The organism is Halothermothrix orenii H 168 (assembly GCF_000020485.1).
Taxonomy (GTDB): Bacteria; Bacillota; Halanaerobiia; order Halanaerobiales; family Halothermotrichaceae; genus Halothermothrix; species Halothermothrix orenii.
Genome location: NC_011899.1, coordinates 225,607 through 245,211, shown reverse-complemented (window position 1 = coordinate 245,211; position 19,605 = coordinate 225,607). Strand labels below are relative to the sequence as shown.

The 19,605-nt window shown below is 40.8% G+C and carries 21 protein-coding genes; 5 read left to right on the top strand and 16 right to left on the bottom strand.

The window, feature by feature from the left end; all coding sequences use genetic code 11:
• Window positions 1–135 precede the first annotated feature (135 nt).
• The 3 genes from HORE_RS01305 to HORE_RS01295 are packed head-to-tail and all read left to right on the top strand — an operon-like array spanning window position 136 to window position 2,691.
• Window positions 136–1,086: an ABC transporter ATP-binding protein gene (locus tag HORE_RS01305; RefSeq protein WP_012635197.1), complete on the top strand. Its 951-nt coding sequence runs from the start codon at window positions 136–138 to the stop codon at window positions 1,084–1,086.
• Window positions 1,068–1,919: an ABC transporter permease gene (locus HORE_RS01300; RefSeq protein WP_012635196.1), complete on the top strand. Its 852-nt coding sequence runs from the start codon at window positions 1,068–1,070 to the stop codon at window positions 1,917–1,919. The genes HORE_RS01305 and HORE_RS01300 overlap by 19 nt, the downstream gene beginning before the upstream one ends.
• A 52-nt stretch (window positions 1,920–1,971) precedes the next feature.
• Entirely contained in the window at window positions 1,972–2,691 is a 720-nt protein-coding gene (locus tag HORE_RS01295; protein WP_012635195.1) for a LolA-like protein, read from the top strand.
• A 64-nt stretch (window positions 2,692–2,755) separates the two neighbouring features.
• Here HORE_RS01295 and HORE_RS01290 read toward each other — a convergent pair whose 3' ends face one another.
• The 8 genes from HORE_RS01290 to HORE_RS01255 form a co-directional block, all read right to left on the bottom strand.
• Window positions 2,756–3,004: a CPF_0552 family protein gene (locus tag HORE_RS01290; protein ID WP_012635194.1), complete on the bottom strand. Its 249-nt coding sequence runs from the start codon at window positions 3,002–3,004 to the stop codon at window positions 2,756–2,758.
• Between the two features lie 222 nt (window positions 3,005–3,226).
• Window positions 3,227–4,675, bottom strand: coding sequence for an Asp-tRNA(Asn)/Glu-tRNA(Gln) amidotransferase subunit GatB (gene gatB, locus HORE_RS01285; protein WP_012635193.1), 1,449 nt, complete (start codon window positions 4,673–4,675; stop codon window positions 3,227–3,229).
• Window positions 4,676–4,695: 20 nt separating this feature from the next.
• Complete coding sequence (gene gatA / locus HORE_RS01280; protein WP_012635192.1) at window positions 4,696–6,129, bottom strand: Asp-tRNA(Asn)/Glu-tRNA(Gln) amidotransferase subunit GatA; 1,434 nt, start codon at window positions 6,127–6,129, stop codon at window positions 4,696–4,698.
• Between the two features lie 16 nt (window positions 6,130–6,145).
• A complete protein-coding gene (gene gatC, locus HORE_RS01275) occupies window positions 6,146–6,433 on the bottom strand; it encodes an Asp-tRNA(Asn)/Glu-tRNA(Gln) amidotransferase subunit GatC (protein WP_012635191.1) in 288 nt (95 codons plus the stop codon).
• Window positions 6,434–6,659: 226 nt separating this feature from the next.
• Window positions 6,660–7,025 (bottom strand): hypothetical protein, encoded by a 366-nt coding sequence (locus HORE_RS01270; RefSeq protein WP_012635190.1) that lies wholly within the window; start codon window positions 7,023–7,025, stop codon window positions 6,660–6,662.
• Window positions 7,018–9,030, bottom strand: coding sequence for an NAD-dependent DNA ligase LigA (ligA, locus tag HORE_RS01265; RefSeq protein ID WP_012635189.1), 2,013 nt, complete (start codon window positions 9,028–9,030; stop codon window positions 7,018–7,020). The genes HORE_RS01270 and ligA overlap by 8 nt, the downstream gene beginning before the upstream one ends.
• Before the next feature lie 56 nt (window positions 9,031–9,086).
• Complete coding sequence (pcrA, locus tag HORE_RS01260; RefSeq protein WP_012635188.1) at window positions 9,087–11,234, bottom strand: DNA helicase PcrA; 2,148 nt, start codon at window positions 11,232–11,234, stop codon at window positions 9,087–9,089.
• Window positions 11,235–11,361: 127 nt separating this feature from the next.
• A complete protein-coding gene (locus HORE_RS01255) occupies window positions 11,362–11,778 on the bottom strand; it encodes a GIY-YIG nuclease family protein (protein WP_012635187.1) in 417 nt (138 codons plus the stop codon).
• Window positions 11,779–11,985: 207 nt separating this feature from the next.
• Between HORE_RS01255 and HORE_RS01250 the strand changes: the two genes are divergently transcribed.
• On the top strand, window positions 11,986–12,243 hold the full coding sequence (locus tag HORE_RS01250; protein ID WP_041605741.1) for a ferritin family protein: 258 nt from the start codon (window positions 11,986–11,988) through the stop codon (window positions 12,241–12,243).
• A 76-nt stretch (window positions 12,244–12,319) separates the two neighbouring features.
• Window positions 12,320–12,664 (top strand): spore coat protein, encoded by a 345-nt coding sequence (locus HORE_RS01245; RefSeq protein ID WP_012635185.1) that lies wholly within the window; start codon window positions 12,320–12,322, stop codon window positions 12,662–12,664.
• A gap of 110 nt (window positions 12,665–12,774) precedes the next feature.
• Here HORE_RS01245 and hisIE read toward each other — a convergent pair whose 3' ends face one another.
• The 8 genes from hisIE to hisZ form a co-directional block, all read right to left on the bottom strand.
• Window positions 12,775–13,419, bottom strand: a complete 645-nt coding sequence (gene hisIE, locus HORE_RS01240) for a bifunctional phosphoribosyl-AMP cyclohydrolase/phosphoribosyl-ATP diphosphatase HisIE (protein WP_012635184.1) — start codon at window positions 13,417–13,419, stop codon at window positions 12,775–12,777.
• A gap of 15 nt (window positions 13,420–13,434) precedes the next feature.
• Window positions 13,435–14,193 (bottom strand): imidazole glycerol phosphate synthase subunit HisF, encoded by a 759-nt coding sequence (gene hisF / locus HORE_RS01235; RefSeq protein WP_012635183.1) that lies wholly within the window; start codon window positions 14,191–14,193, stop codon window positions 13,435–13,437.
• Window positions 14,194–14,228: 35 nt separating this feature from the next.
• Complete coding sequence (gene hisA, locus HORE_RS01230) at window positions 14,229–14,942, bottom strand: 1-(5-phosphoribosyl)-5-[(5-phosphoribosylamino)methylideneamino]imidazole-4-carboxamide isomerase (RefSeq protein ID WP_012635182.1); 714 nt, start codon at window positions 14,940–14,942, stop codon at window positions 14,229–14,231.
• Window positions 14,933–15,556, bottom strand: coding sequence for an imidazole glycerol phosphate synthase subunit HisH (gene hisH, locus HORE_RS01225; protein ID WP_012635181.1), 624 nt, complete (start codon window positions 15,554–15,556; stop codon window positions 14,933–14,935). The genes hisA and hisH overlap by 10 nt, the downstream gene beginning before the upstream one ends.
• A 2-nt stretch (window positions 15,557–15,558) precedes the next feature.
• Window positions 15,559–16,152 (bottom strand): imidazoleglycerol-phosphate dehydratase HisB, encoded by a 594-nt coding sequence (gene hisB / locus HORE_RS01220; RefSeq protein ID WP_012635180.1) that lies wholly within the window; start codon window positions 16,150–16,152, stop codon window positions 15,559–15,561.
• Window positions 16,153–16,289: 137 nt separating this feature from the next.
• Window positions 16,290–17,573 (bottom strand): histidinol dehydrogenase, encoded by a 1,284-nt coding sequence (gene hisD, locus HORE_RS01215; RefSeq protein ID WP_012635179.1) that lies wholly within the window; start codon window positions 17,571–17,573, stop codon window positions 16,290–16,292.
• The gene (gene hisG, locus HORE_RS01210; protein WP_012635178.1) at window positions 17,545–18,216 is read right to left on the bottom strand and encodes an ATP phosphoribosyltransferase; all 672 of its coding nucleotides are present in this window, start codon (window positions 18,214–18,216) and stop codon (window positions 17,545–17,547) included. The genes hisD and hisG overlap by 29 nt, the downstream gene beginning before the upstream one ends.
• Window positions 18,213–19,469 carry an ATP phosphoribosyltransferase regulatory subunit gene (gene hisZ, locus HORE_RS01205; protein ID WP_012635177.1) on the bottom strand — a complete coding sequence of 419 codons (1,257 nt, stop codon included), beginning with the start codon at window positions 19,467–19,469 and terminating at the stop codon, window positions 18,213–18,215. The genes hisG and hisZ overlap by 4 nt, the downstream gene beginning before the upstream one ends.
• Window positions 19,470–19,605 lie beyond the last annotated feature (136 nt).

Genomic DNA, 19,605 nt, shown 5'->3' with positions numbered 1-19,605 from the left:
CACCCCGGTCTATTTTATAAATTGTCATATTTATATATTATGATATTACAATATGTTTGTCAAGTTTTTTCCGTGAAAACAGGTCATAAATTCTACATTTTCTGGAAATAGTAATAATAAAGGAGGACTGTGACTATGGGAAAAATTATACTGGAAACAAAAAACCTTTCTAAAAAATTTGGACAGAGATTGGCAGTCAACAGTGTAAATTTGAAGGTACATAAAGGTGATATCTTTGGCTTTCTGGGTCCAAATGGCGCTGGAAAAAGTACCACTATTAGAATGATTACCGGGCTGGTTACTCCTACCTCAGGCCGGATTTTATTCAATAACACCCTTCTTGATGGAAAAAAGCACCTCTTTCTCCGTAGATACCTGGGTTCTCTGATAGAAATACCCAGATTTTATGAATACCTGACAGCCTATGAAAACCTGGAACTGATTACTCAGATATCTGGTATAAAAGATAAATCAACCATCGATAAAGCTTTAATTCAGGTTGGTCTTTACAGCAGGCGAAATGATCGAGTTCGTACTTTTTCGCAGGGAATGAAACAGAGACTCGGTATTGCCCAGGCAATAATGGGCAAACCAAAACTGGTTATCCTGGACGAGCCAACCAATGGTCTCGACCCGGAGGGCATAAACCATATCCGACGACTGATTTTAAACTTAAACAAACAAAAAGGTATTACCTTTATGATATCAAGCCACATTCTAAAGGAAATTGAAAGTATATGTAATCGGGTTGCCATCCTCCAGGAAGGTAAAGTTTTGGCCCAGGGTCGGGTGGTTGACCTCCTGAATACTCCCCAGGAGATTCTAACCCTGGAAGTTTCACCTGTATTAAAGGCAATCAATCTCTTACACAGCCACCCCGGGGTTATTAAAGCAGTTCAGAACAATAATCATCTAAATCAGGTTAAAGTATTTACCCGGGATTTAAAACCCGATCTCCTTAATCAATATCTAGTAAAAAACGGAATAAAAGTAGCCTCATTACAGAAAAATAATACAAGCCTTGAAGATTTCTTCCTGACATTAACCAGGAAAAAGGGGGAATTAAATTGCTGTGGCCAATATTAAAACTGGAGTTAAAAAAAATGTTTCACCGCCCCCGGACTTACCTGGGGTTAACAGGAGCTGCATTAATCCCGATAACAATTATTATTATTTTTTTATTCAGGGACCCAACCCCTTTTCTGGCTAAAGCCCTGGGGCGGACCTTTACTCTTTCTGGTTCAGTTTTAAACGGTTACCTGGTAGCCCTGACTACCTTAAACCAGGGAACCATGAATTTCTTCGCCCCTGTTTTGATAGTTCTGGTGGCCGGAGAAATTGTAGCCGGGGAAAGCCAGGAAGGAACCCTGAGACTAATCCTGACCAGACCGGTTATGAGATATAAATTCCTCCTGGCTAAACTCCTGACAGTCTGTATCTACACCATGCTTATTTTTGTGGTAATGCTGATCATTGGACTGGGGGTCTCCCTTTTAATCTTTGGAGAGGGGTCACTATTTGTCGTCGGCTTATTTTTAGGAAATGTGGGCTGGTTTAATATCCTGAATTCGGGTACTGCTTTAACCCGTATTTTAATGGTTTATGGTATATCCTTTTTAATTTTACTTACCGTAACCACATTTTCGTTTTTCCTTTCCAGTATTCTAAAAAACCCGATAGCAGCCATGATATTTCCCCTGGTGGTGGTTATCTTCTTGAGGATTGTCTCTGCATTCCCTTTTTTGCAGGAATTAAAACCCTTCTTCTTTACCACCCACATGGATGTCTGGATCAACCTGTTATCACCAAAAATAGACTGGAATCAGGTCTTTAAATCCATGTCTATCCTGGGATTACATACCCTGACCTTTATCGGGGCCAGCCTTTATGGCTTTCATAGAAGGGATATTCTAAGTTAGCCATAAATAAAATTAACCATAACAGAAAATGAATCAAGGAGGGAAATGTTATATGTTAAAAAAGCTTTTAAATATTTTTATTTTGCTATGCCTTCTGGGATCATTGCATCACCTGAATCCGGCCTATATGGTTTATGCCAGTAAACCTGAAAACCTGACCAGCCCGGAACAGTTATGTTATCAGGTTATTACACAGCAAATGCAACTTGATAATTTTACTGTCGATGTTTTTCTCAAGGTAAACTTCTCCAGTGAACAGAAATCAGAGTTTAATTTTAAATACCATTTCAAAAAACCTGACCTCACTTACATAGATACAACCGATTTTGTCTTACTCCCAACTGAAACCCTGAAAAGCCTTCATCCCAGTTTCTTCCAACTGGAGAATTACCACCTCAGTTTTGTGGATAAAAAAGGCAATAACTATCAATTTGAGCTAAAACCCCGCGACCCACGCAAAAACTTTATAATACATCTCTGGATAGACCGGAAAGAAAAATATATAAAACAGGCCAGAATTTCATTTAAAACACCTTCTGTTAATGAGGTTTTCTACCTGACTGCCCGGTATAAAAAGATGGATACTTTCTCCATGCCCGTAGAGGTTGAAGGAAATCTGGCTATCCCAACCAAATTCAATTCTGAATGGCAGATTAAAGACTTCAAAGAAGGAAGTTTCCATTTAAGTCTTAAAAATTACAAAATAAACAGGGGAATACCGGCCCCTATCCTGGAGAAAATGAAAATGAAGAAAAAATCTAAAACCAGATAAATTAAAATACCCACCGGGTGTGGGTATTTTTTTTGACCTCTTTTTTTGACCTCTATAATATCTTTTAGTCAATCTTCATTTCTTTTACCCTGACTCTCTCCATTTCTTCTAGCTTCTGGTGAAGGTCATTTATCTTGCTATCTTCACCACACAGGTGGAGTAATATTAACCCTTCTTCGGTACAGTCCTTTAACCTGTGTAAACCAATCCGGGCACTGATTATACACCCAAATTCTGTCAATATTTCCTGAACCTCCGGGGCAGAATCAGTCCTGTTTTCCTGTACTATTGCCATAACTGTAGAACATTCCATAAAAATACCCCCTCTGATATATTAAAATAATATTTTTATTTTACTCAATCTTATACTTTCTCATATCGAGGCGGATTATTCCTTGTTAATTTTCAGGATGATTATTCTTTAATATAAAAAAACCACCGGATGTTACCGGTGGCTAATTTAATAATCCTGATTCTTTCATTTTAACTATATTCCAGGAATAATTAATTTTATACACAATTTATTCACTTAATTTTACTGGCCGGTTATTTTCTCCCTGAGCAACTTGTTTACAAGCTGGGGATTGGCCTTGCCTCTGGTTTCCTTCATAACCTGACCCACCAGATAGCCGATAGCCTTACCCTTCCCTCCCCTGATATCTTCAACAGCTTCAGGGTTTTCCTCAATAACCTTTTCCACTATTCCTTCAAGCTGTCCCTCATCACTGATCTGTTTTAAACCTTTTTCTTCTACGATTTTTTCAGGGTCCTTTCCTGTTTTAAACATCTCTTCAAATACTGTCTTGGCTATCTTACTGCTGATAACCCCTTTATCCTGTAATTTTAGCATCCGGGCCAGAAGTTCCCCGGTAATCTTACTCTCCTCTATGACAATTCCTTCTTCTTTAATCAGCCTTAAAAACTCTCCCATTACCCAGTTGCTAACAGTTTTCGGGTCATCATATGCTTTAACAACCTCTTCAAAGAAATCTGCCAGAGATCGGGAATCGGTCAGGACACCGGCATCATATTCAGGCAGGCCATACTCTTTTACAAACCTTTCCTTCCGGGCCCGGGGGAGTTCCGGAAGTTTACTTTTAATTTCCTCAACCCATCCCTTATCAACTTCCAGGGGAACCAGGTCAGGTTCCGGGAAATACCGGTAGTCATGGGCTTCTTCCTTACCTCTCATGGAGATTGTTTTATTCAGTTTCTCATCCCAGGTTCTGGTTTCCTGAACTACTTTATCTCCACGGGCAAGTACCTTTTTCTGTCTTTCAACTTCATATTCAAGGGCCCTTTCAACAGCCCGGAAAGAGTTCATATTTTTAAGTTCGGTTTTGGTTCCAAATTCCTCCTGGCCAACCGGCCTGATAGACACATTGGCATCACACCGTAAGGAACCCTCTTCCATATTACAATCAGAAACCCCCAGATATTCCATAACCTTTTTTAACTGGGTCAAGTACTCCCGGGCCTCAGATGGGCTTCTCATATCGGGTTCACTGACAATTTCAATTAAAGGAACACCCGTCCTGTTATAATCAACCAGACTGGAATCTGATTCATCTATTGTCCCCTCATGAATAAGTTTTCCGGCATCTTCCTCAAGATGAATCCTGGTAATACCTATCTTTTTAACCCCATCTTCTGTATCAATTTCTATGTAGCCATTCTGACACAGGGGCAGGTCATACTGGGAAATCTGGTATGCTTTAGGAAGATCAGGGTAGAAATAATTCTTCCGGTCAAATTTACTATACTCACTGATATCACAATTAAGAGCCAGGCCGGCCATAATAGCATAATCAACCGCCTTTTTATTTAAAACCGGCAGGGTTCCAGGCAAACCCAGGCAGACCGGACAGGTATGGGTATTTGGTTCTGCCCCAAATTCAGTGCTACAATCACAAAAGATCTTGGAGTTGGTAGACAACTGGACATGGACCTCAAGTCCAATAATAGTTTCGTATTCTGTGCTCATTTAATTACACCTCCACTTTATCATAACTTAGGCCTTTTTGTCTTCATGTTTAGAGCCTGTTCCAGGGTATAGGCAGTCTGAAGAATCTTACCTTCCCCGAAATGGGGTCCCATTATCTGGAGTCCAATGGGAAGATTATTACTGTCAAAACCACAGGGAACAGAAATAGCAGGTATCCCGGCAATATTTACCGGAACTGTAAAGACATCAGATTGATACATTTCAAGGGGATCAGTCATTTCTCCCAGCTTAAATGCTGTGGTCGGGGTTGTTGGTGAAATCAAAACATCATAGTCCTTAAAGACCCTTTCAAAATCCTCTTTAATAAGGGTCCTTACTTTCTGGGCTTTCAAATAAAAGGCATCATAATACCCGGAACTTAAGACATATGTTCCCAGCATAATTCTCCTCTTGACTTCATCACCAAAACCCTCACTCCTGGTATTGGTGAACATGGACCTGACACTATCACCGTTCTCACTCCGGTAACCATACCTTACTCCATCATAACGGGCCAGGTTGGAGCTGGCTTCAGCCGGAGCAATGATGTAATAAGCAGCCAGGGCGTACTCAATATTGGGAAGGCTAACTTCTTCTACAATGGCCCCTGCTTTTTCAAGCTCTTTTACAGCTGACATAACTTTATCTTTAACTTCAGAATTAAAATCAAGGGAGAAGTACTCTTCCGGTAGACCAATCTTCATACCTTTGACATCGTCTTTCAGGTATGTAGTATAATCCTCCTTCTCCCGGTCCACAGAGGTAGAATCCATCGGATCATGACCACTTATAACATTCAATAACAGGGCAGAATCAGTCACATCTTTTGTAATAGGTCCAATCTGATCCAGAGAAGAAGCAAAAGCCACCAGTCCATAACGGGAAACACAACCATAAGTTGGTTTTAACCCCACAACACCACAAAATGCAGCTGGCTGACGGATAGAACCACCTGTATCAGAGCCAAGGGCACCTGGTGCTTCACCGGCAGCCACAGCTGCTGCAGAACCACCACTTGAGCCCCCGGGAGCATGGTCTAAATTCCAGGGGTTATGGGTAGGATAAAAACCAGAGTTTTCAGTAGATGAACCCATGGCAAACTCATCCATATTGGTTTTACCAAGGGTAATACCCCCCTCTTCCTTTAATCTCTTAACAACAGTAGCATCATATGGAGGTTTATAGTTGTTCAGTATTTTAGAAGAACAGGTGGTTTTAATACCTCTGGTGGAAATATTATCTTTAATGGCCAGGGGAATACCGGCCAGTCTTCCATCCTTAAGACTGGCAAGACTATTTCTGGCTTCATCTCTGGTAAGGGTCACATAGGCTTTAACTTTATCTTCAACCTCATCTATTCTTTTATAAAAACTATCTAAAACTTCTTCCGGGGAAACTTCTTCTTTCCTCAGCAGATCCCGCAACTCATGGATTGTAAGATCATATAATTCCATTTACATAACCTCCTTTTTATTCACCTATGATACTGGGTACTCTGAACAGACCATCCTTTTTGTCGGGCGCATTATCAAGTGCCTCTTCCCTGGGAATTGATGAACCTACTTTATCATCTCTGAGGACATTCTTCATGGGCACAGTATAAGCAGTAGGTACAACCCCATCAGTATCAAGCTCATTTAGTTTTTCTACATAGTCTAAAATATCACCGAGTTGCCTGGTAAAAGTCTCTCTTTCTTCATCTGATAATTTAAGATAGGCAAGTCCAGCTATTTTCTCCACTTCTTCTTTCTTAATCATCTCTTTTTCACCCCTTTTTATTGTTATTTACATAAATGTCTAACTAAATATATATTAATTATTGGTTCCCAATTTTTTGTCTGACTGAGGGAGTTTAACGGCTCATATGGTCCAAAACTATCCCCACCCTGCAAATAAAACTAAAGGTCTTTTCAAAAAACCCGGACGGTTCCGGGCTGAAGATAATTAATTATAAAAAACTAATAACCAAGTAAAATTAAGTTTATTAAAAACGATCCAGCAAATCATCGTCTGTTAATATCTGTAAAAGTAGAATCATTGACAGGGCAAAAAAACCTATGAAGAAAATTAAAATAAATACTCTCCCGGCAAGTTCATTCAGTCTATCAATTAAAGCAAGTCCAATCCATAGTGGAAACATTACTGAAAAGAACTTTTTAAAAAGCTCGAGGACCGGAATCAGGGATAACATCCTCCTTTTCCGCCGGATATATCTGGTTAATAACCCCACCAGTGATATTAATACCAATTGAACCAGGAAGAAAAAAGTACCCGGCCACAAATGAGAACTTTTCGTTGCCAGAAGAATGACAACCATAACCAGAGATATACCCAGTGATAACCTAACCATTATTATCCCCCGCTTTTAACACTTCTTTAAATTTATCTTCATCTAAAATAGTTACCCCCAACTCCCGGGCTTTATCATATTTGGAACCGGGACTATCTCCGACCACTACATAGTCGGTTTTCCGGCTGACACTTGAAGTAACCTTTCCTCCTGCTGCTATAACCTTATCTCTGGCTTCACTCCGGGTAAAACCATCTAATTTACCGGTAAAGACAAATGTTTTTCCTGACAGGTATAAATTCTGCTCTTCTTTTCCATTTTCCTTCTCCTCAAGTCTCACCCCGGCTTCTTTTAATTTATTAATAACCTCCCGGTTATGGGGCTCCTTAAAAAATTCAATAATACTCCGGGCTATAGTAGGACCAATTTCATCAATAGCCACCAGTTCTTCCCCGGATGCCCTCATTAAATCAGACAATGACCGGTATTTTTCAGTTAAAACCCGGGCTACCCCCAGACCGACATGCCTGATCCCCAGGGCAAAAATAACTCTAAAGAGAGGCCTGTCCTTACTGGCCCTGATAGCCTCAATGGCATTAGTAGCTGATTTTTCCCCCATTCTTTCCAGAGGAATCAAATCCTCTTTTTTAAGGTAATATAAATCAGCATAATCTTCTATCAACCCTTTTTCTAAAAGCTGGTCTATCAGGGCTGGCCCCACGCCATCAATATTCATGGCATTCCGGGAGACAAAGTGAAGAATTCCTTCCCGTCTCTGGGCAGGGCACCCGGTCACATTAACACACCTTAAAACAGCTTCACCTTCTTCCCTCACAACCTCCCCACCACAGGCAGGGCAGGTTTCGGGCATGTGAAATATCTGTTCACTGCCATCCCGTTTACTCTTTATAACCTTAACCACTTCAGGGATGACATCACCTGCTTTTTGAACCAGGACATGATCCCCTATTCTAACATCTTTTCTCCTTATTTCATCTTCATTATGGAGAGTTGCCCTGCTGACTGTAGAACCATCAACCTCAACAGGCTCCAGGACAGCTGTCGGTGTTAAGGCCCCGGTCCGGCCTACCGAAATAATAATATCTTTAACAACAGTTGTCTTCTGCTGGGCAGGGAATTTATAAGCAATGGCCCAGCGGGGGCTTTTGGCAGTAGCTCCCAGCTGTTCTCTCAGACCCAGTTCATTGACCTTAATAACCATACCATCTATCTCAAAGGGTAATTCTTCTCTTTTATCCACCCAGTCCTTACAAATATTTACTACCTCTGTAATATCATCACATTTACGATACCAGTTCACCTTAAAACCAAGCTCCCGGAGTAATTCCAGGGCCCCGACATGGGTCTGTAAACCTTCTCCTTCATAGGCAACTACATCGTAGGCAATAAAGGACAGGGGACGGGCGGCAGCCAGCCTGGGGTCAAGCTGTCTAATTGAACCTGCCGCTGCATTCCGGGGATTAGCAAAGGGTTCTTCTCCCTTCTTCAATCTCCTTTCATTTAATTTACTAAAATCATCTTTTTTTATATATACCTCACCCCGGACTTCGATATCAACATCTTTTTTTAACCTGAGGGGTACAGAAGGGATGGTCTTTATATTGGCGGTAACATCTTCCCCCACCACTCCATTACCGCGGGTTGCTCCCCGGATCAACCTACCACCCTGATAGGTTAATATCGCTGATAACCCATCGATTTTATGTTCCACCACGAAGTCTATTTTGCCTGTATCAAGGAGCCGGTAAATCCGCCTGGCAAAATTCGTTAAATCACCCTCATTAAATGCATTACCAAGGCTCAGCATGGGAACCCGGTGCTCTACTTTATCAAATTTATCAAGAGGCTCTCCACCGACCCGTTGAGTAGGAGAATCCGGGGTCACCAGGCCAGGGTGCTTTTCCTCCAGATCAATAAGCCTCTGTATCAATTCATCAAATTCAGCATCAGATATTTCCGGGTCATCTAGAACATAATACCGGTACTCATGATACCGTATCTTCTCCCTTAAATCCCTTATTTCCTGTTCTACTTTACTGGCCATAATCCCACCTGCCTTTCCTCATGGTTAAGTCTTCTAGTGGTTAAGTTTTCCGGTGATTAAGCCTTCTGAATGGGGGCATACTCGGCCAGAAGAGTTTTCACCTTCCCTTTTCCGAAGTTTATCTTAAGCTCAAGCCCCCTGTTTTCCCTGACACCTACAATCTGTCCTTTTCCCCACCTGGGGTGAACCACTGTATCTCCTACTTTATATTCTCCGGTTTTACTTTCTTTCTCTTTTATATTACCCAATATTTCCTCTTTTTTATCATTATTATCCTCAAATAACTGTGGAGGAATTTCATCTAAAAACCTGGAAGGGGGGTAGGGTTTCCGTTGACCAAACCTCATCCGCTCCCGGGCCCTAGTCAAATATAGTTCGTCCCTGGCCCTGGTTATACCAACATAACATAATCGCCTCTCTTCTTCCAGTTCTTCATGATCCATCATGGAGTTGGCGTGAGGGAATAAACCCTCTTCCATTCCGATAATAAAAACAACTGGAAATTCCAGCCCTTTGGCAGAATGGAGTGTCATCAGGGTAACCACATTCTGATTATCCTCCATATTATCTACATCAGAAATGAGTGATACTTCTTCCAGGAAAGCACCCAGAGTTTTATTTTCATTACCCTTCATAAACTCCTCAATCACTGAAAATAACTCCTGGATATTTTCCAGCCGGTTTCGGGCCTGCTGGGTACCTTCTTCATTAAGTTCACGCTGGTACCCCGTTCTGGTCACTACCTGATGGGTTAACGTATCAATACTTAAGGTTTCACTTTTTTCCCTCAGTTCCTCAAGAAGGTCAAAAAAGGCTTTAACCCTCTTTTTAAAAGAAGCGGTAAGATAAGGGTTAGATTCTGCCTCTGTTCCAGCCTTATACAGGCTTATCCCCCTCTCTCTGGCATATCTTGATAACTTGCTAATGGTTCCCTGCCCTATGCCCCTTTTAGGACGATTAATAATCCGCAATAAACTGACTTCATCGGATGGATTATAGATAACCCTGAGATAGGCCAGAATATCTTTAATTTCCATCCGGTCATAAAACCGAAATCCACCAACAATCTGGTAAGGTATGGCATACTTAACCATCATCTCTTCTACAGACCGGGACTGGGAATTGGTACGGTAGAGCACAGCAAAATCACTAAATTTATAATTTTTCTCCCTCTTTAATTCTTTTATTTTCCGGCAGACATAGGAAGCCTCATCTTTGTCATCAAAAGCCACATAAAGCTTCAAATCTTCACCTTTACCCCGTTTTGTCCAGAGACGCTTTTCCTTACGGGCTGTATTATTGCGGATGACATGATGGGCAGCCTTTAATATTTTCTCTTTGGAGCGGTAGTTCTGTTCCAGCTTTATAACCCTGGCCTCCGGGTAATCTTCCTCAAAATTAAGGATATTACGAATATCAGCCCCCCGGAAACCGTATATTCCCTGGTCGGGGTCACCGACAACACAGAGATTCCGGTATTTATTGGCCAGGAGTTGAACCAGTTTATACTGGGCAAAGTTAACATCCTGGTACTCGTCAACAAGGATATACTTGAATCGTTCCTGGTAATACTCTAAAACCATGGGGTTGTCCACAAAAACCTCAATGGTTTTCATAATTAAATCGTCAAAATCAAGAGCGTTGCTCTCCTTAAGCCTTTCCTGGTACAGGGGATAAATACGGGCTGTTATATCCTGAAAGTAATCACCAACATTATTGGCATAGGACCGGGGATCAATTAACTCATTTTTGGCCCTGCTAATTTCAGATAAGATAGCCCTTGGCCTGGTTTTTTTCGGATCGAGATTTAATTCTTTTAAAATCCTGGATATTAATTTCTGCTGGTCATCGGTATCGAAGATTACAAAGTTATTATCATAACCGATCTTACCTATCTCTTTCCGTAAAATACGGGCACATAATGAATGAAAGGTGCTGACCCAGAGGTCTCCAGCCATTCCTCCCAGAAGATTATCAACCCTCTCCTTCATCTCACCGGCAGCCTTATTGGTAAAGGTTACTGCCAGTATCTGAAGGGGATTAACACCATAATTTTCAATTAGATATGCAATGCGGTGGGTTAACACCCTGGTTTTCCCACTACCGGCCCCCGCTAAAATCAACAGGGGGCCTTCAAAATGTTCTACAGCTTTCTTTTGTTCAGGATTTAATCCTGTCAGAATATCACTGCTATCAGACAACAATACCACTCCCTGTTACTAAGTCTATTTTATTTATAAATATATTAATATATCCTTCTTTTTTATATCATTCTATAAATTATTCTTATATCAGTATTCAAAATACTGACCTGATAAAACTAAATTATCCTTAGTCAAAAAAATCATTATCAGGTATCTCATTTTTAGTAACCTTCTGCGGAAAAAAAACCAGGTGGGTTTTACACCGGCAGTCACTGGAGCCAAATCCCGGTACTATTATTTCACCGTTAAGTTTATCAATTAAATAACGGGCCAGGTGGCATTCCCCTTCCCGCTTCACTTCCCAGGTATAGATAGATAACAGGTTGGCAGCCCCCAGGAGATAATCAATATGCCAGTGGTATTTTTTAACCCTCCTTTTATGTCTTTCCAGGCGGGCCTGAAGATTTTTCTGGGCAGTGCCAGCATAATAGTAATAACCAGGTGGAAAAGTAAACTCACCTTTTTTACCTACTTCAATTTTTTTAGGTTTATGTAAGAATATTTCCAGTAAATAAATACCGGAATCATAATCAAGATTTTTCATATAGAAAACATCTCCCTGCTTACCCTATATTCATATTCTAGGAGTTAATAGTTTTTCCTGCTTTATATCAGGATTTGTCTTATGGTAAGACTCCCAGATTATTATCTGAATAATTCCATTAATTACTAACATTAATTTATGTTATTATAAAAAAATAAATACAGAACCATAAAATCACTATAATATTTTATGAAAGGTGGTATTATATTGCAACAGTATAACAATCAGAACCAGATAAGTCAACCGGTAATGACGGAACCACCCTCTTTTATTAGTAACAAGGACCTGTTATACCTCAAAGACGCCATGTCCTGGGAACTTCTGGCCATGAAAAAATGTTTCCATGCCTCTCAACAATGCCTGAATCCAAGGCTAAAACAGGCCATTGAGCAGGCTGGCATGATGCATCAGAGACACTATCAGACCTTACTCAGACATGTTGATCCCAATAAGACCTTACCTTAATTTATTAAAAAGGCGTATTAGATGTTCATATGAAACAAAATTAATTGAATACTGGATATGAAAGGAGTTACCTTCCATGAATATGACAACCTATCAAAGTAAAACCATCAAAAATTCTCAGACCAGTACTGTACCACAGGTTAAAGGCCCTGAAATGAATGACCGGGATTGGATAAATGATATTCTGGCCCTGGAGAAATATCTTACCGATAATTATAATGTGTTTACCCGGGAAGCCAGTCACCTTGAGCTATATCAGGACCTGAGGTTTATTCTCGATGAAACCCACGACTGTACCCGTAATATATTTAACGCCATGTTTGCCGAAGGTTTTTACAAGCTCCAACAGGCTAACCCCCGGGAAATCCAGCAAACCCGGGAACAGTTTACAAAGTATTTAAGCTCCCAGAGTCCATATTAATTTACCGGGAGTCCAGAGATAAATAAATTTTCAATCAAGATATTAATTAAAAAAACCGGGCAGTCCCCTTAAGGTTATTAAAAACCTTACACCTGACTGCCCGGACAGGACTACTCCTTATGCCTTTTTTTCAACTCATTTATTACCTCTCCCGGGGTGGTATCCATTATAACCATTAAAACCAGAAGATGATAAATAAGATCAGCACTTTCGTAAATAACTTCCTGTTTTGATTTATTTTTAGCACCAATAATTACTTCAGCGGCCTCTTCCCCTATCTTCTTACATACTTTATCAATACCTTCCCTGAAAAGATATGAAGTATAAGACCCCGGAGTAGGATTTATTTTTCTATCCTTAATTAACTCAAAAAGCCGTTTAATAAAATCTAGGTCAATCAGATGTTTCCGGCCCTGATCTCTTCCCTTTTCTGTTAGTATATTCCGGTAAAAACATGATTCATGACCGGTGTGACAGGCAGGTCCTTCGGGTTTAACCAGGACCAGAAGGGTATCGGAATCACAGTCAATCCTTATTTCCTTAACCAGCTGATAATTACCTGATGTCTCCCCTTTTAACCATAATTTTTGCCGGGAACGACTGTAAAACCAGGCCTTTCCTGTCTCCAGGGTTCTAACCAGGGCTTCTCTGTTCATATAGGCTACCATTAAAACCTTCCGGCTTTCTACATCCTGTAAAACAGCCGGAATTAGACCCCTGTCATCAAAGTTGAGGTTTTCTAAATCTACTTTCATTAAATACCCCCATTCCTATTCTATCCTGACCGGGATTCCATGACCTGCCAGGTACTCTTTTACTTCACTAACTGAATATGTTTTTTCATGAAAAATTGAGGCAGCCAGAACAGCATCGGCCTGACCCTCAACAATAGCCTCACGTAAATGTTCTGGCATTCCGGCCCCACCTGAAGCAATAACCGGTATTTCTACAGCTGTAGAAACAGCAGCCAGTAATTCTGTATCATAACCATCTTTAGTTCCATCAGCATCCATACTGGTAAGCAAAATTTCGCCAGCCCCCAGTTCCTCAACCTTTTGAGCCCATTTTATGGCATCAAGGCCGGTGACAGTACGACCACCATTAATATAAACCTCCCAGTTACCATTTTTCCGGCAACAGTCAATGGCTACCACTATACACTGACTGCCAAAAACCCTGGCTCCTTCAGCTATTAAACCGGGATTTTTGACCGCTGCTGAATTTATGGAAACCTTGTCTGCCCCTGCGTTTAAAATGGCTTTCATATCAGATATGGTCCGGATACCCCCACCTATTGTAAAGGGAATAAAAACACTGGCAGCTGTTTTTTCTACCATATCGATGACAATACCCCTGTTCTCAGCAGAGGCTGTAATATCTAAAAATACCAGTTCATCGGCCCCTTCTCTGTCATAATACCTGGCCAATTCCACCGGGTCACCTTCATCCCTTAAATCTTTAAAATTTACCCCCTTAACAACCCTTCCACCCTTAACATCAAGACAGGGTATGATTCTTTTTGTTAACATACCTTCTCCCCCATTTTCTTATATATGTATACACTTCACGGATATTGATTTAACACTTCCAGAGGCAAATTGCCTTCATAAAGGGCCTTCCCTACAATAGCCGCTTTAATACCTATGGCCTTCAGGTTAATTAAGTCCTGGCGAGACGAAATACCTCCAGAAGCTATAATTCTGGCTTTAGTTGATTTTAACACCCTTTTTATTCCTTCAATATCGGGGCCTTTTAACATACCATCCCTGTTGATATCGGTATAAATAAAGGTTTTTACTCCCACTTCTTCCATCTCAGATATTATATCCTCTACAGTAACCTGACTGGTTTTAAGCCAGCCTTCTGTAGCTACTTTACCACCTCTGGCATCAACCCCGACCACGATCCTGTTTGAACCAAAATTATCAAGGGCCCTTTTAACCAGCTCCGGGTTTTTAAGGGCCACCGTCCCCAGGATAATTCTGTCAACACCGGAATCCAGGTATTTTTTTATTACCTTAAGGGACCTGATACCCCCTCCAACCTGCAGCGGTATATTAACCCTTAAAGCAATTTCTCTAATTGTCTTAAGGTGTGTGGGCCAGCCCGATTTAGCCCCATCAAGGTCAACAATATGGAGACGGGAAGCCCCGTGCTTTTCCCAGTACAGAGCCACATCTACTGGACTGGTACTGTAGACCCGCCTTTTATTAAAGTCACCTTTTTTAAGACGGACACAACTACCATCTTTTATATCAACTGCCGGTATTACTTCCACCTGTTAACCACCTCACTGAAATTTTGAAGAATCTTCAAACCCGTCCGGCTACTCTTTTCTGGGTGACCCTGTATTTCCCAGGCATTGTTTGACCTGACAACGGAGACAAATCTCTGTTTCCCATAACAGGTTTCCCCGATGATATTATCCCCTTCCGATGTCCGGGCAAAAAAGCTATGAACAAAGTAAAGATAAGGAGAGGTATTGAGATTATAAAATAAAGGGTCTTCTTTAATAATATTAACTTTATTCCAGCCAATATGGGGTATTTTGCCCACGTTTGAGGGGTCAAACTTCTGGACAATCCCTTTAATTATACCCAGTCCTCTAACTCCCGGGGCCTCTTCACTACCGGAAAATAGTAGCTGCATACCCAGGCATATACCTAAAAACGGTTTTCCTTCTTCTATCAGTTCCCTGATAACCCTTTTCAGGTTATATTTCTCTAAATTCTCAACCCCATGTCCAAAGGCCCCGACTCCGGGTAAGACTATTCCATCTGCTTCCCTGATTTCATCAGGGCTGGCTGTTAATTTCACAGGAACACCTAAATATTTAAAGGCTTTAACAACACTCCCCAGATTTCCAATACCATAATCAATAACAACAATCACTTTTAACCACCCTCCCCCAGAGAACCTTTGGAGGACAGGGGAGTATTATTTAACCTTTCTTCTCCGGTCAATGCTACATCCAGGGCTCGACCAAAACCTTTAAAGCAGGCTTCAATCAGGTGGTGAGTATTCTTTCCCCTTAACATTTTTATATGAAGAGTAATTCCAGCATTATTGGTCAGAGCCCGGAAAAATTCTTCCAGGAGTTCAACTGGAAACCCCCCGACCTGAGTCCTGTTAAAAACAAGATCATCTTCATAATAGGGACGACCGCTTAAGTCAAGGGAAACCAGGACCAGGCTCTCATCCATTGGGATAATAACATTCCCATACCTCTTAAGGCCAGCTTTATTACCAAGGGCTTTTTTAAGTCCTTCCCCAAGGACAATCCCAGTATCTTCCACAGTGTGATGCCCATCAACTTCCAGATCCCCCTCAACAGACAACACCAGGTCAAAAAAACCATGAACTGCCCACAATTCCAGCATATGATCAAAAAAACCTATACCTGTATTAATCTTTGCCCTTCCCTGTCCATCCAGGTCAAGATTTAGTTTTATTTTTGTCTCCTTTGTTTTTCTCGTTATTTCAACCACGGTAAACCAGCTGCCTTTCTTTAAGTTTTCATTAAAATAATTTTCCTAGATAAGTCACCTATTTTTGCGACCAGAAACATAAATTATTAGAACCCTGAAATATAGTTCTAAAATTTACTCAGGTTAAATCAGGATAATCACCGTCCTAATCTGATGGAAACCGAACTGGCATGACCGTTAAATCCCTCTTTCTGGGCCAGGGAAATAGCCCCCCCTGCTACTTCATTAAAACCTTCTCTGGAATAAAAGATAAGGCTAGATTTTTTTATAAAATCATCAACACTTAATGGTGAAGAAAAACGGGCAGTACCTCCGGTCGGCAAAACATGATTCGGACCGGCTACATAGTCCCCCAGGGGTTCGGGTGAATATTTCCCCAGGAATATGGCACCGGCGTTTTTAATATCCGGTAAGTACTTAAAAGGGTCTTCAACCATCAGCTCAAAGTGTTCCGGGCCAAACAGGTTTACCATTTCCAGTCCAGTTTTAATATCTTCAACAATTATTATTAATCCCTGATTTTCCCAGGATTTTGCCATAGTCTCCCGGCGGGGCTGATCTTTCATCTGGTTTTCCAGGTGAGAAATAACCTCTTCAACCAATTTCCAGTCCGGGGTAACAAACACCGGGGCTGCCAGAGGATCATGTTCTGCCTGTGACAGGAGATCAGCGGCTATATACTCCGGCTCAGCTGTTTCGTCAGCCAGAATCATAATTTCGCTGGGACCAGCCAGCATATCGATACCAACAATACCTGATACCATCTTTTTAGCCAGAGTCACATAAATATTACCCGGTCCCACAATTTTCTCTACAGGTTTAATAGATTCAGTACCATAGGTCAGGGCAGCTACCGCCTGGGCTCCCCCGACCCTGTATATTTCATCAGCCCCTGCCTCTCTTGTAGCTACAAGGGTATAACTGTTGACCTTACCCTCTTTATCAGGTGGAGTTACCACTACCACTTCATCTACCCCGGCCACCCTGGCCGGAATAACGGTCATTATTACTGAAGAAGGATAAGGGGCCCGCCCTCCGGGGACATAGGCTCCAACCCGCTGTACAGGATTTATTAACTGACCCATGATATTCCCCTTCCGATCATGGCTGAACCAGCTTTCCTTTAACTGTTTCCGGTGATAATCACCAATATTATTTATTGCCTGTTTTAAATCTTGGAGAAAACCCTTGTCAACACTCTGATAGGCTTCTTCAATCTCTTTCTCACTCACCCTAAGTTTTTTAAGGTTAACCCGGTCAAATTTGCGGGTATATTCAAACAGGGCTTCATCCCCTCTTACCTTAACCCTGTTAACAATCTCCTGGACTGATTTTAATTTATCTTCATCAATAAAATCAGCCCTCTTTTTTGCTATCTCTTTAATCCTGTCCTTATTTTCTGGATATCTCAGTATTTCCACTCTTGACCACCTCATTGATTTTATTGATTAACTCACTTATTTGCTTATGTTTAATTTTATAACTCACATTATTAACTACTAAACGGGCTGATGAGGTTACAATTGTCTCCATAGGTATAAGGTTATTTTTTTTCAGAGTGGTTCCTGTAGAAGATATATCTACAATAACATCAGCCAGATCTACCAGGGGAGCCAGTTCTACAGAACCATTGAGTTTTATAACCTCTACCTGAATACCCTTTCCCTGAAAAAACTTCTTAACAATTTCAGGATAGGATGTAGCAACCCGGCTATATTCTGGTATATCGGCCAGGCTTTTATAACCTTTACTCTCGGGAACAGCTACTACCAGTTTGCATTTACCGACCCCAAGATCAACCATTTCATATAAATTACGACCATGTTCTAACAGGACATCCTTACCGGTGATCCCCAGGTCTGCCGCCCCGTGTTCCACATATACAGGGACATCTTTAGGTTTGGCCAGCAAAAAAGAATTACGGGTTTTTTTATCATGAAAAACCAGCTGCCTGGATAAAGTATTAATATCAATATTATTGGATATAAACCCACTTTGTTTAAGGATATCTATAACCTCTCCCATCAATCTTCCCTTGGGAAGGGCTGTAATAACTGATTTCATGGCAAATCACCCCCGGGTGTCAATAGCTCGATGTTTCCCCTGTCATCAATAACTTTAATTTTCTGGTTACTGGAGTATTCACAGAATGAAATAATTTTTTTAACCCCTGTTTTCAGGTGTTTTTTAATAAATTCTTGATCCACCTCTTCTTTTTCAATCTGAAGAACATTTAACCCCTGTTTCCTGTATTTTTTTATCGCCTCAAGGGCTGGTTTTCTGGCCTGATATGAAAAAACAACCATAACATCAATCTCTGGTGTCTCCAATTCCTGACCCTGATTCAAAAGACCCAGCCTGACCCTTTCAATTCCAATGGCAAAACCAATAGCCGGAATCTCTTTTCCACAATACTGGTATATTAAGCTATCATACCTGCCTCCCCCACAGATGGTATAACCAAGATTTTCGGTAAAGGCTTCAAAGACAATACCGGTATAATATTCAAAACCCCTGATCAGGGTCAGATCAAAATTAACATAATTATCTACTCCATAATCGCACAGGTATTCATAGACCAGTTCTAAATCCTTTAGAGCTTTTTTTGATTTATCATTATTGATCAGTCTTTTTGCCCTTTGCAGCACCTCTTTTTTGCCTCTCAGACGGACTATTCCCAGTAATTTATTAATATTTTTAATCTCCACTCTACTGGTAAAATCCCTTATACTGACCATATCCTTTTTATTTAACCATCGTTTAATCTGTTCCCCCTGACTATCTGTGACCTTTAATTCTTCAATAACCCCATTTAAAAACCCGGCATGGCCTATATCAATCTGAAAATCAGTTAAACCACTACTTTTAAGGGATTCAACAGCCAGCATGATAACTTCAGCATCAGCTCCCGGGCTCTTTTCTCCGATTAATTCAACCCCTATCTGGTATATTTCCCGGTTTTTCCCGGTCTGTGGTTCTTCGTATCTGAAAACCGGAGCCCGGTATGATAAGCGTTGTGGCAGGCACAGCTCATCTATTTTGTTGGCTACCGTCCTGGCAATAGGAGCCGTCATCTCCGGTCTCAGGGCTAAAATATTACCTTCATAATCTATAAACTTATACATCTGTTTTTTATATTTCTCGCCGATACCGGTAGTTAGGGACTCATAATATTCCAGAGTAGGGGTAATTATTGGTCTATAGGCCCACTGTCTAAATACACCTTTTATTCTATCCTGGATCTCTTCCAGTTGAAATGCTATTGAATCAAGATAACTCCTCATTCCCCCCGGTGAATTTAAAATATTCTCTGTCATTTTTATATCATCCTTTAATACTTTAATATTTTATTACTTTAGTTTAATAAAGAATATAACATAAATAACATCCCCTGTCAAGGAGTTTTTGATTTTCAGCAATCCCCCCCTTTACCAAATTAGATTTTCATGTTAT